Source organism: Ilyomonas limi (assembly GCF_005233845.1).
GTDB lineage: Bacteria > Bacteroidota > Bacteroidia > Chitinophagales > Chitinophagaceae > Ilyomonas > Ilyomonas limi.
The window spans coordinates 75,285-90,148 of the sequence record NZ_SZQL01000014.1 but is presented as its reverse complement, the minus strand read 5'-3'; the positions used below and the strand labels follow the sequence as shown (position 1 = coordinate 90,148).

At 41.2% G+C, this 14,864-nt stretch carries 16 protein-coding genes and 1 tRNA gene; 6 read left to right on the top strand and 11 right to left on the bottom strand.

Annotated elements, in window-relative coordinates; translation table 11 throughout:
• Positions 1 to 26 precede the first annotated feature (26 nt).
• The 4 genes from FC093_RS16570 to FC093_RS16555 form a co-directional block, all read right to left on the bottom strand.
• On the bottom strand, positions 27 to 773 hold the full coding sequence (locus FC093_RS16570; protein WP_137262919.1) for a hypothetical protein: 747 nt from the start codon (positions 771 to 773) through the stop codon (positions 27 to 29).
• Positions 774 to 886: 113 nt separating this feature from the next.
• A tRNA-Phe gene (locus FC093_RS16565) sits at positions 887 to 959 on the bottom strand.
• Between the two features lie 183 nt (positions 960 to 1,142).
• A complete protein-coding gene (locus FC093_RS16560; protein ID WP_137262918.1) occupies positions 1,143 to 1,664 on the bottom strand; it encodes a hypothetical protein in 522 nt (173 codons plus the stop codon).
• A gap of 614 nt (positions 1,665 to 2,278) precedes the next feature.
• Positions 2,279 to 2,905 carry a hypothetical protein gene (locus FC093_RS16555; protein WP_137262917.1) on the bottom strand — a complete coding sequence of 209 codons (627 nt, stop codon included), beginning with the start codon at positions 2,903 to 2,905 and terminating at the stop codon, positions 2,279 to 2,281.
• Between the two features lie 240 nt (positions 2,906 to 3,145).
• Here FC093_RS16555 and FC093_RS16550 point away from each other — a divergent pair, with 240 nt between their 5' ends.
• Together FC093_RS16550 and FC093_RS16545 are read left to right on the top strand one after the other, a co-directional pair.
• Positions 3,146 to 3,958 carry a M48 family metallopeptidase gene (locus FC093_RS16550; RefSeq protein WP_137262916.1) on the top strand — a complete coding sequence of 271 codons (813 nt, stop codon included), beginning with the start codon at positions 3,146 to 3,148 and terminating at the stop codon, positions 3,956 to 3,958.
• Between the two features lie 123 nt (positions 3,959 to 4,081).
• Complete coding sequence (locus FC093_RS16545; protein WP_137262915.1) at positions 4,082 to 4,726, top strand: YdeI/OmpD-associated family protein; 645 nt, start codon at positions 4,082 to 4,084, stop codon at positions 4,724 to 4,726.
• A gap of 65 nt (positions 4,727 to 4,791) precedes the next feature.
• On the opposite strand, the gene FC093_RS16540 is transcribed toward FC093_RS16545, so the two are convergent.
• From FC093_RS16540 to FC093_RS16520, 5 genes are all read right to left on the bottom strand, one after another.
• On the bottom strand, positions 4,792 to 5,517 hold the full coding sequence (locus FC093_RS16540; RefSeq protein ID WP_137262914.1) for a 2-phosphosulfolactate phosphatase: 726 nt from the start codon (positions 5,515 to 5,517) through the stop codon (positions 4,792 to 4,794).
• 147 nt (positions 5,518 to 5,664) lie between these two features.
• Positions 5,665 to 6,060, bottom strand: a complete 396-nt coding sequence (locus FC093_RS16535; RefSeq protein WP_137262913.1) for a hypothetical protein — start codon at positions 6,058 to 6,060, stop codon at positions 5,665 to 5,667.
• Positions 6,061 to 6,250: 190 nt separating this feature from the next.
• Complete coding sequence (gene folE / locus FC093_RS16530) at positions 6,251 to 6,976, bottom strand: GTP cyclohydrolase I FolE (RefSeq protein WP_137262912.1); 726 nt, start codon at positions 6,974 to 6,976, stop codon at positions 6,251 to 6,253.
• Positions 6,936 to 7,349: a 6-pyruvoyl trahydropterin synthase family protein gene (locus FC093_RS16525; protein WP_137262911.1), complete on the bottom strand. Its 414-nt coding sequence runs from the start codon at positions 7,347 to 7,349 to the stop codon at positions 6,936 to 6,938. The genes folE and FC093_RS16525 overlap by 41 nt, the downstream gene beginning before the upstream one ends.
• 903 nt (positions 7,350 to 8,252) lie before the next feature.
• Entirely contained in the window at positions 8,253 to 10,697 is a 2,445-nt protein-coding gene (locus FC093_RS16520) for a glycoside hydrolase family 2 TIM barrel-domain containing protein (protein WP_137262910.1), read from the bottom strand.
• Between the two features lie 951 nt (positions 10,698 to 11,648).
• Between FC093_RS16520 and FC093_RS16515 the strand changes: the two genes are divergently transcribed.
• Both FC093_RS16515 and FC093_RS16510 read left to right on the top strand, forming a co-directional pair.
• Entirely contained in the window at positions 11,649 to 12,344 is a 696-nt protein-coding gene (locus FC093_RS16515) for a hypothetical protein (protein ID WP_137262909.1), read from the top strand.
• 152 nt (positions 12,345 to 12,496) lie between these two features.
• Positions 12,497 to 12,751 (top strand): hypothetical protein, encoded by a 255-nt coding sequence (locus FC093_RS16510; RefSeq protein ID WP_137262908.1) that lies wholly within the window; start codon positions 12,497 to 12,499, stop codon positions 12,749 to 12,751.
• Here the strand turns inward: FC093_RS16510 and FC093_RS23820 are convergent.
• Both FC093_RS23820 and FC093_RS16505 read right to left on the bottom strand, forming a co-directional pair.
• Entirely contained in the window at positions 12,744 to 12,902 is a 159-nt protein-coding gene (locus FC093_RS23820; protein WP_170971125.1) for a hypothetical protein, read from the bottom strand. The genes FC093_RS16510 and FC093_RS23820 overlap by 8 nt on opposite strands.
• A 12-nt stretch (positions 12,903 to 12,914) precedes the next feature.
• Positions 12,915 to 13,364 carry a DUF6934 family protein gene (locus FC093_RS16505; protein WP_137262907.1) on the bottom strand — a complete coding sequence of 150 codons (450 nt, stop codon included), beginning with the start codon at positions 13,362 to 13,364 and terminating at the stop codon, positions 12,915 to 12,917.
• Positions 13,365 to 13,600: 236 nt separating this feature from the next.
• Here FC093_RS16505 and cas6 point away from each other — a divergent pair, with 236 nt between their 5' ends.
• Positions 13,601 to 14,260, top strand: a complete 660-nt coding sequence (gene cas6, locus FC093_RS16500; RefSeq protein ID WP_137262906.1) for a CRISPR-associated endoribonuclease Cas6 — start codon at positions 13,601 to 13,603, stop codon at positions 14,258 to 14,260.
• A 6-nt stretch (positions 14,261 to 14,266) separates the two neighbouring features.
• Positions 14,267 to 14,863 carry a hypothetical protein gene (locus tag FC093_RS16495; protein ID WP_137262905.1) on the top strand — a complete coding sequence of 199 codons (597 nt, stop codon included), beginning with the start codon at positions 14,267 to 14,269 and terminating at the stop codon, positions 14,861 to 14,863.
• The last annotated feature ends 1 nt before the right edge of the window (position 14,864 follow it).

The window sequence follows — 14,864 nt, the reverse complement described above, 5'->3', positions numbered from 1 at the left end:
ATTGTTAATAGCCTCCCATACAATGCTCAAGTATCATGCTCTTTTACATAATATTCATCCAAAGTGGTGGCGAGCGGCTTGTTTTTTAATGGATTCTTCTCTTTCCTTTTTTCTTCGTCGTACCAGGAGTTGCGACGTCCGTTTGAAAGATGTGCCAGTCTTCCAATCAGCGCTCCATTTTCCAGGTAATTGTTAATCTGCTGAATACGGCTTTCAATTACTTCATCTCTTGCACGTGTTTTGGTAATAATATTGGGACGCACGCGCAATACAAAGCGCCATGATTCTTTAAAGACATATATTTTAAAGGGTTTACTTGTCCATTTATCCTGCACCAGCCGCTCTTCAAAGAATTGTTTTTCTGCTTCCGTAAATTTCATTTTATTGAAGCAAAATGCCTGTGGTCGTAATAAATGCAGCTCTTTTACTACATATACTTTTTTGCCCCATTTACGCTTCTTTACTCTAAAGTCTTTGCGGTAGCTGTATTGCGTGGTATTTATTTTGCTTAAAATACTTTCAAAGAAGGACGCTTGTTTACTTTTGGCTACATCATCGCGCAGCACAAAATAACGCTTCCAGCCCCGCACGATGGGTGAATTCAATTCTACCCAACCTAAGTTACGCTGCTGTTTATACAAGACATTTCTTTCCCGCTGAAGTGCTAATAACTGCTTATCCCAATCTTCATACTGCGCTCTTTTTTTATGGTGTGCTGAACGAAGCCGGAACTGCAATAATGCAGTTGAGCTGTTTACATAATGGAGGTTCATATCGTTTACATTTTCGTTGCAGCGGTAAACCGCCGCTGGATGCGGATTTAAATCGGATGGATATGAACCGGTTATTCTTTTTCATCAATTTTGTTTTTATATATGAATACATGTGGTGCCTTGAGGAATTGAACCTCATTAGCCGGATTTTCAGTCCGGTGCATAGACCACCTCTGCCAAAGCACCAAGGGGCATATAGTATGGTAAAACTTATTTATTACTCATTCATCAGTAAGTTTTTAATGTTGTTGAAAGGTGTTGCTTTTGGCAGCAACACCTTTTAGTTTTAGGGAAAGAGCTGTTGATACAATCTCTATATTTTATTTCTGTTAACTGAATGGCCCATAATTATAAGACAACAAACCGTTCTCAATTTTTAGTTCGTCCGGCCGGCAAACCTCTTACACAAACTGTCTTAGAAAAAGAGGTTGCAGTACTACATAACTGAAAAGCAGCCAGTTCATTTGCTAAATAATCAGCCCATAATGCATGTTCAGCAGTATATAGCAATTCAACATAGCTGTTGCCAACTTCTATAATCCGGTTATCGCTGGTTACTATAATCATCATGTTGAATACAATTTGCTGTTCGTCAAAGTCAAACTGCTTGTGCTTGTAAACTGTTTTAATGCTGCTATTCAATTTTGCTTCCAGCAGCTTTACTGCCTGGCTAACGTCAATACCATTGATCAGCATCACATTTGGTAACTGCTTGTTAAGCTTTATAAACAAATGCTTGCTATCAACAAAGTTGTTTGCTATCAAGCTCTTTCCGCTGCTGATGCGGAGTTTACGAAAGCGCCTGGCTACCGTTTTATTGCTTTCTGCAATTTTACAAGCCGAAATAATGACTCTTACAATTACAACAGCTATTATTACAAATGGTATCATACCTACCTCCTGTTCTTCAAAATATGTCCAAATAAAAAACCCGGTCTGGTATTATATCCTGACCGGGCTTGCTTATATACTGATTGTACAATCAATATTGCTTACAACATCGCGGTCGTAGGTAGGGATATAATTTTCCTCTAAACACATCAAAACAAATTACACTTTGGCCGGGCATACTATTACCTCGTAGCTGCCACTCACAGCTATGTATCCGTTGATGATATGCTGATGATATGTTTTGTTGTTCCGGCATTTTCTTTCCTTTAAAACACAAATAAAAAGCCCCGCAAATTGCGGGGCTACTGTATAAAACAAGTTGATTGAACTTAGTTATAAATGTTGCATGCCCCGCAGCCCGAATGTAGTGGCAGTACGCCTCCCCGGCTTTTTATAGGTGTAAATATGTTAAGTTGCATAGCTAATTATTTATTTGCGGGTGCAAAGATAGAGTGAGTTTTCAATTAACAAAACTTTTAGAAAAAATATTTTAAGAATTTATTGCTGTCTGTAAAAAAGCTGTAGAAAAACAGACTGTACACAAAACAGACTGTACACAAAACAAAAAAGCTGCCCACAAAGGGCAGCTCTCAAACCTTCACACTCACAGACACTTATCCTAACACATTTTTCTTGCGCATATCCTTTACTATATCCCTTGCATAATCGTTTGCCAAAGAGCCCATGGTGCTGGCATCTACAGTTTGCGATTGTGCCGAATACAGCAACTGGTTGCTGGTCACATCGTACAGGTTGGTCTCAAACATGTATTTAGTGCTTGTTGTTGTATAGCCCGGACGGTAATAAGGGCGGTGCGCCCAGGGAGAATAATACGAATAATACCCCCAGAAACCCGGACGATAACCATAGTTGCCAGACACATGGCGTTTTTCCTGATTTTTATCTACCAGCGTAATAGTCACTACCTGCTCAATACCTTCATCGTTCAGCTTTTGAAGCGCCTCCTTTTCGGTCATGCCGCGGAAAGCGGTAGGACCAAACTCATCGGTAGCAGCAACTGCATTGTAGCCAAACTTTTGCAGGTCAACAGCCAGCTGCTCTTCCATGGCACGTTTGGCGTTGCGGTTTTTATCACTGAATAAGCCTAACACCAAAATCTTTTTGGAAGTACTTGTACTAATGCCTTGCTGTGTAGTGTAGCTGTCTGTAATCTTAGAAGTGCTGCAGCCTGCAAATAGCAGCATCAGCAGCGGAATGCCAATCAATAGTATCTTTTTCATAACTCACCTTTTATTAATAACAACGTATATAGACCCAAACTCGTGTACCAGGATTAACCCGCAAACAAGACTTAACATTACTTTGCAGCCAGTAAAAATGTACTATCCAATGCTGTTTTAAGAATGCTTTTGTTAAACTCAAAAACACGTTTTTAATCTTATAGTCCATAGCCCGTCAATACCTATCATATTACAATTGGTATAGATATTGACTGATTGAAATGAAATTAAACCGTTATTATGAAGTGGAAATATTATGTACTTATTGCCTTAACAGCTCTGTTTGCGTATGCCTGTACCCGCAATGCCATTACGGGCAGGAACCAGTTATCTCTTGTGTCTGAAAGCGAACTGCAGACTACTGCCAAAACACAGTACAGGCAATTTTTGGCACAACATAATGTAGTAAGTGCCAGCAATAATAAAGATGCCGAAATGGTAAAGCGCGTTGGTTCCCGTATTGCCAGCGCTATTACGGAGTATTACAGGTCGAAAGGACAGGGGGATGCATTAAAGGGCTATAAATGGGAATTTAATCTTGTTCAAAGCAATGAGATCAACGCGTGGTGCATGCCGGGCGGCAAAGTAGTGGTATATACAGGCATTTTGCCGGTAACGCAGAATGAAGCCGCTTTAGCTATTGTGCTTGGTCACGAAATAACCCATGCGGTAGCAGGACATGGCAGAGAACGGATGAGCCAGGGGTTGCTGGCAGCCGGAATACAGCAGCTTGGACAAGGCCTTTTGGGCAATTCCAAGGCGCTGAACATTTTTAATGCGGTATATGCACCTACCGCACAGATTGGTGTATTACTGCCCAATTCGCGCAATCAGGAACTGGAAGCTGACCATTATGGTTTGATATTCGCAGCCTTGGCAGGTTACAACCCAGAGGAGGCTATTCCGTTTTGGCAAAGGATGCAAAGCCTTGCGGGCGGCTCTTCCACCCCTGTATTTTTGAGCGATCACCCTGCCGAAGCAGACCGCATACAGCATTTACAGGAGTGGATGCCTGAAGCTTTAAAGTACTATAAACCGGTAAAAAGCAGGTAATTACTGTATTTTTTAGGGTTTCTTTTCGATAAAAAATAAAATAGTTGGCTTTCTATTAAAAATCATTTATATAACTTTGCATTCTCATTTTTTTTATAAACTTTTAATGAATAAGGCACGTTTATGCAAAGCATGTTAGAAAAGCTAAACCTAAAAGATGAAAAAAATATTCTTATTCAAGGCCTTCCTTCTTCCATAGAAAAACAGTTTGCCAAGCTTTCTTACGCTAAAAACGTTACGCCGCTGCTGAGAAGCAGAAAAATAGATTTCGCACTGGTATTTGCCATTAATCAAAACCAGATGTGTACTATACTCAACGACGTTTTTCCTGCTTTACATGTCGACAGCAAATTGTGGATTGCTTATCCAAAAGCAGCAAGCAAGATTGCAAGCGACCTTAACCGGGATTGCAGTTGGCAGGTGTTGCAGGATCATGATTACGAAACAGGCGACCAGACGGTATTGGATCATGTATGGTCGGCTATCTGTTTTAAGAAGCTGGATGTTGCACAGGATCAGGTTTCGGCAGAAGAGGAAAGAGCCAATGATGATTTTGATAAACGATTGATTAAGTTGCCGGCAGAGCTGGAGATATTTTTTATTAAGTATAAAAAAGCAAAGGATTTCTTTAAATCGTTGCCCGAGATAAGCCAGAAAGAATATGTAAACTGGATAGAGGATGCAAAAAGAGCTGATACGAAAAAAAGAAGGCTCGAAGCTGTACAGCAAAAACTGCTGGAAGGCAAAAAGACACTTTCAGAAAAATAATCGGCTATTAAACATATAAACTAAAAACGCTTTCATTGCAAAATGAAAGCGTTTTTAGTTTGTGCTTACTTAGCCGCTATCAGCGCATTATTGGTATATACCGGCAATACATTGGCGCCATCTTCGGTAATGCAATATTCCAAATCTTTCTCCAGCCCATAAGCTGCCAGCCGGTGCCAGTGCGAGGTTTTTTGTATAAAGCTATACAGGTGGTGCTTATGCAAACCGTACATATTTTCAGCCATCAGGCTGCTGTCGCAACCATTAATGGTAAAATGCTCCTGCAACCGCTGAATAATGGCGCCTGCAAACAAGGTATCTTCCAGGTTAAAACGGTCTTTCCAGCCCGAGCAGCCCAGTATCACATTTTTATTCATTTGCAGTAAATGATTGCAAACAGCCGAAATATTAGGAAAAGAGCCGGTAACAACTTCCGATGCTCCTTTAGATAATGCCATATGCAGCAGCCGTGTGCCATTGGTAGTAGTAAGCACCAGCGTTTTGCCATGTATAAAATCGCGGTAATACTCTGCCGGAGAATTGCCGTATTGCAATCCAGGAATAATTTTTCCATCACGCTCGCCGGCAGTAATGGCATTGAGGTTTCTGCCGGTGGCAATACACTGCTCCACGCTATCCACCGGAATTACTTTGGCAGCGCCGTTGTATAATGCCGTAGCAATGGTAGAAGTAGCCCTGAAAACATCTATAATAACAACAATACTATTGGAAATATCGTAGAGTTGTAATAAACGCGGAGAGAGAATAGTAGTAATCGAAGGTTTGCTCATCGGAGCGCAAAGATAGGCTTGCTACCCAACTATTCTTATAATTAAGGGTGGAAAAAATGAGGACTTTGCGCCTGTAGCCTGATAAAAGCTGATAAAAAATACAAGCTTTTGCCACAACAAATTGTGGCAAAAGCTAAGTAAAGTGGCTTATCTTACCAGCGCCATGTACTGGAAAGAAGAAGTATCCTTCTTTGAAGTATCTGTAGGCACTGTATCCCTTATGATACGGGCCATGTACTGAAAAGCAGAAGTGTCTTTTTTGCTGGTATCTGTAGGTACAGTATCTCTTACAATATTGTACGCCAACATAGAAGACGTAGTATCTGGCTTGGTAGTATCAGACGGAACTGTATCCAACACATTGTAGCTCAGTAAACCAAAGCTGCTGGTAGTATCTGGCTTGGTAGTGTCTCCAGGCACTGTATCGTAGTGTGTGGGCGATACATAAGCCATGTCGCTAAACTGTTTTGTTCTGTCGCCGCTGGTGGCACTAATAACTGCTACCGACAACAATAAAGCGGCTGCAATGATGATCTTGCTCATAGGTAAAAAATTAAGTTGTGAAATAAGGCCTGCACCTTGCCAATAATTGTGCCACAGCGGTAAAGGCGACCACCTTTTTTAAAGAAATAACAATACAAAACAAAAGGCTTTTGCAACAGCAAAAGCCTAAATAAAATAGCGTAAACAGTACTACAGCAAAAAAAGGAGCAGCTTATATGGCACCCGCACTTTAAGCATCGGGTTTTAACTCTAAATATCTTAAAAATTCCTGCCTGGTAGTTTCTTCCTTAAACTTACCACCGTAAAAAGCAGTAACGGTAGAGGCGCTTGTATCGTTTACACCGCGGCTGGATACGCACAAATGCAAAGCATCTATTACCACCGCTACGTCTTCGGTCTGCAATATCTGCTGCAACTCTTTACCTATCTGCATACTCAGGCGCTCCTGCACCTGCGGGCGCCTGGCAAAGTATTGTACAAAACGGTTGAGTTTGCTCAATCCAATCACTTTGCCGCTGCTGATATAAGCTATGTGTGCTTTGCCATAAATAGGTACAAAATGGTGCTCGCAGTTGCTGTAAAAGGTAATATTTTTTTCCACCAGCATCTGGTTGTACTTATACTTGTTTTCAAACAGCGTTACAGCCGGGCGGTTTGCCGGGTTCAAGCCGCTGAAGATCTCCTGCACATACATTTTTGCCACCCGCTTGGGTGTGCCACGCAGACTGTCATCGGCAAGGTTTAAACCCAGCGTATCCATAATAGCGGCAAAATGCTTTTCTATTATAGCTATCTTTTCATCATCCGTTAGTTTGAACGCATCGGCTTTCATAGGCGTATCGGTGGATGCCGCTATGTGGTTGTCGCCTATTTCGTCAATCAATACATTGCTCCATTCTATATTGTCGTTATCCTCAGGATGCTGGATATTCCACGAAGTTTCGTTCTGTTTCATACAAGGTTATTTTAAGTTCCAATGCCGGCTCTATACGTGCTCTCAATAAATTATAAATAGTGATAGCTATGTTTTCTGCCGTTGGGTTCAGATTTTTAAATTCCTGTGTATCAAGGTTTAAATTCTTATGGTCAAACCGTTGCAATACTTCCGCTTTTATTATATCGCTCAGCACTTTCATATCCATCACATAACCGGTTGTTGCATTGGGTTCGCCCGTTACTCTTACAATCAACTGGTAATTATGGCCGTGATAGTTGGGATTGTTGCATTTGCCAAACACCGTTGTATTAACGGCGTCTGACCATTCGGGCACATGCAAGCGATGCGCCGCATTAAAATGCTCTACCCTACAAACGGCTACTTTTGACATCAGGAACTGATTGATTAATTAATAATTGAAAAAAACTGCTGATTGCTAAATACTGCACCGGAAGTGTGCCGGCCAAGTATTATTGCTGCAGAAAGAAACTGGTACCAGCAATTGATATTCAAGACATCAAAAATAGCACTTTTACTATGATTAGCATTGTCTAAATATGTGCCGGATATAATAATAACGGTTTTATGACAAATTTGTTTGCACTACGGAACCACCGGCTATACCGGTGCGTGGGGACACGCACCGGGGCGAAGAGTACTACGGAACCATCGGAGCAACGCACAGAGAAGGTTTAACGTTAAACGGTTAATCAGTTTATTACTAATGCTAATAGCTCGCGGTTTAAACCGTAGGCTATAAAGAACAGGTTTACTTTGTAATAGATTTATCCATTTATTGCTTGCTATCGTGGTGCATGTCTTTATGCGCTGCGGCTGTTCAACTCATGCTATACCGGTGCGTGGGGACACGCACCGGGGCGAAGGTGCTGATTAAATGAGTAGAGTGTTGGAGTCTGATTACTTACCTATATATTCACTCTTCCTTTTTTCTCCTGAAAGAAAAAAGGAACAAAAAGTTATGAATGTATTGATGTTTTTTCAATGGTATTCATGAGAACGCTTCGCTTAATTATTTCGGAAACTATTATCTTCTTTTGCCTCAATGAGCCACTTTGTGGGTTCAAGGACGGCATGATCGCTCCGTGCATTACTTCGTGAATAATGTTTTTTACAGGTCCCAGTGAGAAAGTTCGTCCAGGCCTACGCTACCACTTACTCCAGGATGGATTTCTAATGCTTAGATAATCATTTCTCTATCAGGTAAGCTTCCAAACAGTATTGGCTGAGACACGTACCGGGGAGAAAAAACCATTAAAAATGACAATACAATCAATCACTGCACTTCAATGGTTATTGCTCCGCTCTTTAAGCCTGCCGCCCCGGCTTTTACTACTATATTTCCTTTTGCGTTGGCAGGCTGCACAATAGCCAGGCATTTGCCCCGGAATGTACGGTGCACCGGCTGCTGAAAACTTTCCATACCGGCAGGGTTGGCATTGGCAGTTGCTATGATGGAGCCATTGCCCGCAACACTAAAATGCAGCGTGAAAGTGGTGTCGGGAACAACATTGCCATCTGCATCCAGCACTGTTGCAGTTATATAACTTACATCGTTCTTATTTGCACCAATTTGTTTTCTATCGGCCGTTAATTGTATTTGCGCGGGCTTACCGGCGGTCTTTAAAATAACAGAATCGGCTATTTTGCCGTTTACCAAGCCATACGCTATTAGTGTGCCCGGCTGATACGGAATAGTAAAGGTGGCAGTCAATGGCGGCTGAAAAGAAGATGATGATATACCGGAATGCCGGGCTTGCGTAGCAACCGTTTGTTCACCAATGATTTTACCATTAAGCGCTAAACGTACTGCGGGATATTGGGTATATACGTGCACCTGCAATGGCTTGCCCTCCCTGCCGGTAAATGTGTAAGCAGGATATTCATCGGGCCAGCCCCAATAACTGATAACTTCCTTGTGTCCTTCGGGCACAGGTGCATGCACCAGCATTTCTATTTTGCTTCTGCCCCATACTATATCGCGGTAATAGGACTGCGGTTTTTTGCCACCGATCAGGTCAATATCACCGCACCATGCATTAAACCACGGCCATGCTTTAGCAAAAGCATCCAAACTGTCCAATGCTGTATGACCAATGCCGGTCTCACCTATATAATCCATAGCGGTCCACACAAAATCGCCAATCACATACGGATGCTTTTGTACCTGCTGCCAGTTTTCGTACGCTTCTGCAGGAAAGGATTCTGTGCCCATCATAATGCGTTCAGGATATTTGGCATGGTCGCTTTCATATTCTTTCCATTGATAGTTGTAGCCGCCCACATCCAACAGTGCAAAGGCGGCAGCGGTAGTATCCCATTTATAGCCCGGATGATCCCAGAAAGCGCAAATAGCTTCGGTAACGGGACGCGTAGCATCGAGGCGTTTTACCGCATCGCGTAGTTGCTTAGCAATCCGTAAGCCCGATGAATCTGCACGTTCGTTCACTTCATTACCAATACTCCAGAAAATAACGGATGGATGATTACGATCGCGCAGCACCATTGCAGCTATATCTTTTTGCCAGCTTGTATCAAAATAAAGGTGATAATCCTGCGGGTTTTTGGGACGTTCCCATTGGTCAAATGCTTCGTCTATCACTATCATTCCAAGCCGGTCGCAGGCATCTAAAAACTGGCGCGATGGCGGGTTGTGGCTGGTGCGCACCGCATTGTAACCAACCGATTTCAGGAGTTCTATTTTACGCTCTTCCGCCCTGTCAATCGTTGCAGCACCTAACGGGCCATTATCGTGGTGCACGCAGCCGCCGCGCAGCAATACCTTTTGCCCATTCAGTAAAAAACCTTTCACTGCACTCCACTCTATAGAGCGCACCCCAAATTGTGTTGCTACTTTATCCACCAAATGATTGTTTTGCCACAGTTCGGTGTTAGCAGTGTAGAGGTAAGGCGTTTCGGGCGACCAAAGGTGCGGCTTATTAAGCTGTATAGTAGTTTTTACTTCACTGCTATTACCTGCCTGCTGCTGTGCTGCAGCTACCGTTTTGCCGGCAGCATCAACGATGTATGTTTTAATAGTGAGCGGCATATTATTCTGCCCGTTTTCAACAGTTGTTTGGATACTGGCCGTTGCAGCCTTAGCCGATACTTCAGGTGTAGTAATATAAACACCCCATTGCTGAATGTGTGCAGGATGGGTGGTAATGAGCCATACATGCCGATAAATACCCGAACCGCTGTACCAGCGGCTGTTGCGTCCTTCGTTGCGAACGCGTACCGCAATGGTGTTTTGTTTACCGGAAGGCTTCAGGTAAGAGGTAATATTATAATAAAAGGGCGTATAGCCATACGGATGGTTGCCCAAAAAATGCCCGTTCACCCACACGTCGCTGTTCATATATACACCATCAAAGAGGACAGATACCTGCCTGCCGCCGCTGTTGTTTACCGTAAAATGCCTGCGATACCAGGCAGTGCCGCCCACGGTATAACCGGTAGCTGTAGCACCAACACTACTCTGCAAAAAAGGCCCCGTTACCGTTACGCTGTCGGAAACTGAATTGGGTAAATCTTCCACACTCCAATCGTGCGGCAGGCGTATGGTACGCCAGCCGGCATCGTTAAAAGTGTCCTCCTCAGCGTTGGCAACGTCCCCTTTGTTAAATTTCCAATCCTCATCAAACAACGTTTCGCTGCGTTGTGCTTTGGCCGTATGGAGCAGTACAAATGCAAGCACAATAAGGGTTATAATATATTTCATGCGGCAATATTTAGCGTAGCCAAATGTAAGTAAGCAACCGTTGCATTTCAATAATTGATTAAAGTAAAAACCGGCGTTGCCAAAACTGGCATTATAGTTGGTAAATCCATAACCGACTTGATATTGGATAACGGGGATGAGTATATTGATACTGGACCTCTCTTTTTTTCTTCTACTCAAACACCAGCATTTATAGGGTTATGCAACCTCACGATAATGTTGCAGTTGTATTAAATTATTTAGTACTTTAGCTTTCTTTCTTCACACTATTATTGGTTTATGTATTGTTTTATTAAACTCTTTTTACCTATAGTATAATACAATTGTATAACAACGGATTGCTATTAAACGATATACACTACTCCTATGCAGCTTTATGTTAACCGATACGGCAAATCGTTACTCTATTTAATCCTGCTGCCTATATTCTTCGTGGTGGTATTAACCGTTTTAGCCTTCAACCTACTCACAGAGAAGGTCTTTGGCAGCAAGAGAAAAGCACGGCCCACTTACTATCAACTCACCTCGTGGGAGCAGGAGTAAGCCATTTTGCTTAAACAGGTAAAACCTTTCACTATTTAAAGATTGCTGCTGTATCAGCATGTCTATATACGTTTTAGCCACAGGCTGATTAAAAAATAAATAACGGAACCACAGCATCATTAGCGTTAGTCACAGAAGAATACAGCGCACCGGGTAAACCTTACATCGCTTAGCTCTTCATCATGTAATGGCATCCTGTTCTTAACATCCTAAAGAGCTTCTTACTTATTAGCCGGCTTCTTATTGCATGTACTACAGCGTAACATTCCTGTAAGGTGCCTGTAAGGTTCCTATAAGGTAGCTATATGCCTGATTGCAGCGGTTATAAAAGTTGTAATTTGTGGCGAAGTGCAGGCACTGCTTGTATTAGCGGCATTAAGATACAATAAATAATAAATACTGCCGTGTATGGCAAAAATTAAATTTAATCTTGTAGAACTGCAGGGTAAAATCGGCAACCTCGTGTTTGTAAACAGTAAGACTTACGGCACGCATGTACGACTGCCCAGAGGTACACATACCAAAGCTACCATCAATAATATTCTGAAACAAAATGCGGCCAATGCCGCTACGGTAACTCAAACAGCCCGCTGCCTGCACCAGGCGTTTAAAAAGCTATGCGGACCTTTTAAGCAAAAAGATTTGTGGCAGGTAATGCTGAGCAGGATGTTCAAGGCGGAAGTTATGACGATCCCCTATCTAATAGCGTGCTTAAACGGGCTGGAGATGAATGCCGCTTACCCGCTACAGCAACTAACTACCATACCGTTGTTCACTACCACCTTTAAAAGGAGGCAATTAATGGTTGTTTTGCAAACCGCAGCAACCGTACAATTTACTGACAGCCTCCATGCAGACAGCTATTTTATGGAACTGACGGCAATATGGCTAAACAAGGACGGCAACCGACAGGAAACCGCTTCACAGGCAACTGAGTGGATACCTTTAAACGGTGATGCTTTCAGCTTTGAACTGCTATACACCCCACCTACATGGGCATCGAGCTATTTACTATTGCTCAAGATGCAGGCAGGGAAAGGTGGTAATACAATTGAACAGTTTAAAGCTACGGGCATGCGGGTGGTAGCAACAGGAGCATGCTAACTAATCTATTTGCAGCAGCGCCTTTGAAACAGACCTACGGGTTTAATAAGGCGCAGATGAACGACTCGATGTTGTTTATAAAAAAGAAAAAAAGTTGGCTATATTCATTTACTAACTATATTAGCGAATCAGAAAACCAAAGCACAACCCTAATGTGTTTTAAGCTTGCACTACATACACTGGAAAAAAGACCGTTGCTCACTTTCAATTATAGCTATCCACTGTCAGCAGCTATTTATAAAATTATTGAGCGTGCGGATAGCCAGTTTGCGCATTTCCTGCACAATGAAGGCTATACTACTGGCAATAAGCATTTTAAACTGTTTACTTTTTCGGATATACAAATGCCTTTTGATAATTATAAATCAAAATCTCAGGAGATAATGGAATTAAATGAATTTATTTAGCTGAGGAGTCAGCTCTTTTAATTTGTAAACCAATCTTTTTTATATGCTCCACCAACTCTTTATTTTTTGCCAATGCAGCTTCTTCCGCCGTAGAGAAACGGCCAGAGGTTTTGGGTGATGTTTTTTTGTTTGATTTAATCAAGTTAGACATACTTATGCTGCTTTATGCAATATTAATGTTTTTGAGTGAAATCAGGAAACCCGTATAGGGCGTATTTCTTCGAAAAGGCTGAAAGCTATTATTGTTAATTCCCCAAATATCATATACTTTAGTTATGTTATCTAATTCATGCGAGATAGCTATACGATATAAGCGCGTTCTGGCAGGTGTGCTTCCTGAAAAAGCAACAGCCGCATTTGGATAATGAGTGAAGAAAACAGAAAGTGTTTTAAAAACTGTAACTAAAATTTTCACCATATCGCCATTATCACTAACGACAATATCATCAAATGTGCCATCATTATAAACATCAACTAAGGCAAGAGTATAAAGGTCTGGTATATCTGTCCTTGTATAAATTACGGCTTTGGAAATAATGTTTTTACCAATACTTGAAAAGTCGAACAGTAAAGCTTGATTGGAAGAATAAAAGGTGTAAAAAGGTTGATTCATATACAGTCGGAATTATAAAATGCCCGAAAATGGGTCAATTGAAGCTTAACGATTTTAAATATTTTTCAATTCCATAATCGGGCAAGTTCTTTTACTATTTTTAATATTGGCATATATTTGAAAACGAAGATAAAATTTTTATAGGAACCAACCTACCTGTCCATGCGATTCGGCGCATACACAGATAGCAACTCTAACTTAAGAAATAAGGAACAACTGGCTTAATAACCGATAATATGAGATTATATTTAAAACTAACGAGAAACAAAGAGCTTATTCCGTTCAACTACCAGCCTTTTCTAACAGGTGCATTACATAAATGGATAGGTGCAAATAATGATGAACATGAGGCTTTAAGCCTTTATTCTTTTTCGTGGCTACAAAATGTGGAAGCTAAACCAAAAGGCATTAATCTGACAAGAGATTCTTATTTTTTTGTAAGTGCTTATGACGAATCTCTAATTAAACAAATTGTCAAAGGCATTTTAGACGATCCAAGTGTTTGCTTTGGAGCGAGTATATATGATATACAAATTGCTGAAAATAGGGCTTTTGGAAATGAAGAAAGGTTTACGGTTGCAAGTCCGGTTTTTATAAAGAGAAGATTGAATAATAAGGAAAAGCATTTCACTTACGATAGCAGCGAATCCAATAAGTTCCTTACAGAGACGATAAAGAAGAAATTGAGTGCAAGCTCTCTGCCGACCGAAGGTATCAGTATAAGATTTGATGAAAGCTATTCTAATCCTCAAATAAAAATCATCCATTATAACAACGTTGGCAATCGGGTGAATATATGTCCGGTCATTGTTAAGGGAACACCCGAACAAATTGCCTTTGCATGGAACGTAGGCATTGGGAATAGCACGGGAATTGGCTTTGGCGCTTTAAAATAATTGTTTATGAACTATTATGTAGTAAAATATTCAGGTCCGTTTGGTTTTATCAAACCTTGGACGGCGGTAAGAGATAGCGAAACTTTTAGCCAGCAATTTCTAACTCAAAGTATATTAGCTGGTATTGAACGAAAGCTATTCCCCGAACTGCTCAACGAGCCTTTCGGAATATATAGAATTAAATCTAACAGATTATCATATGAACAGGTAAGTTCACAACAAGAGCAGATACAAACAAGGGGTTGGAACTCTACTAAGCAAAAGGGCAATAAAACGATTCTTTTTGAAAGGAACACTGCAATAATAATCAGAGGAATATTAATTAACCCAACTCTGCTTTTAGCTTTTGAAGAACAACAATTTGCTGAAGCAGCTTTCAAGCAGCATATATGTTTATGTCGTAATGAAGACATACTTTATCCAGAGGAAATAATAGAAACTGACAAGCGAGCATTTAATTCTGACGATGAAAAATTTGCAGGTTTTGAACTTGTATTTGAAAAGACAGACAAATCTTTTTTAGTAGGTTATAACAGATTTGATAATAACAATCCAATGTACGGCTGGCTTAAGATAGTTGGCACTCCAGTAAAAGAATTTTAAA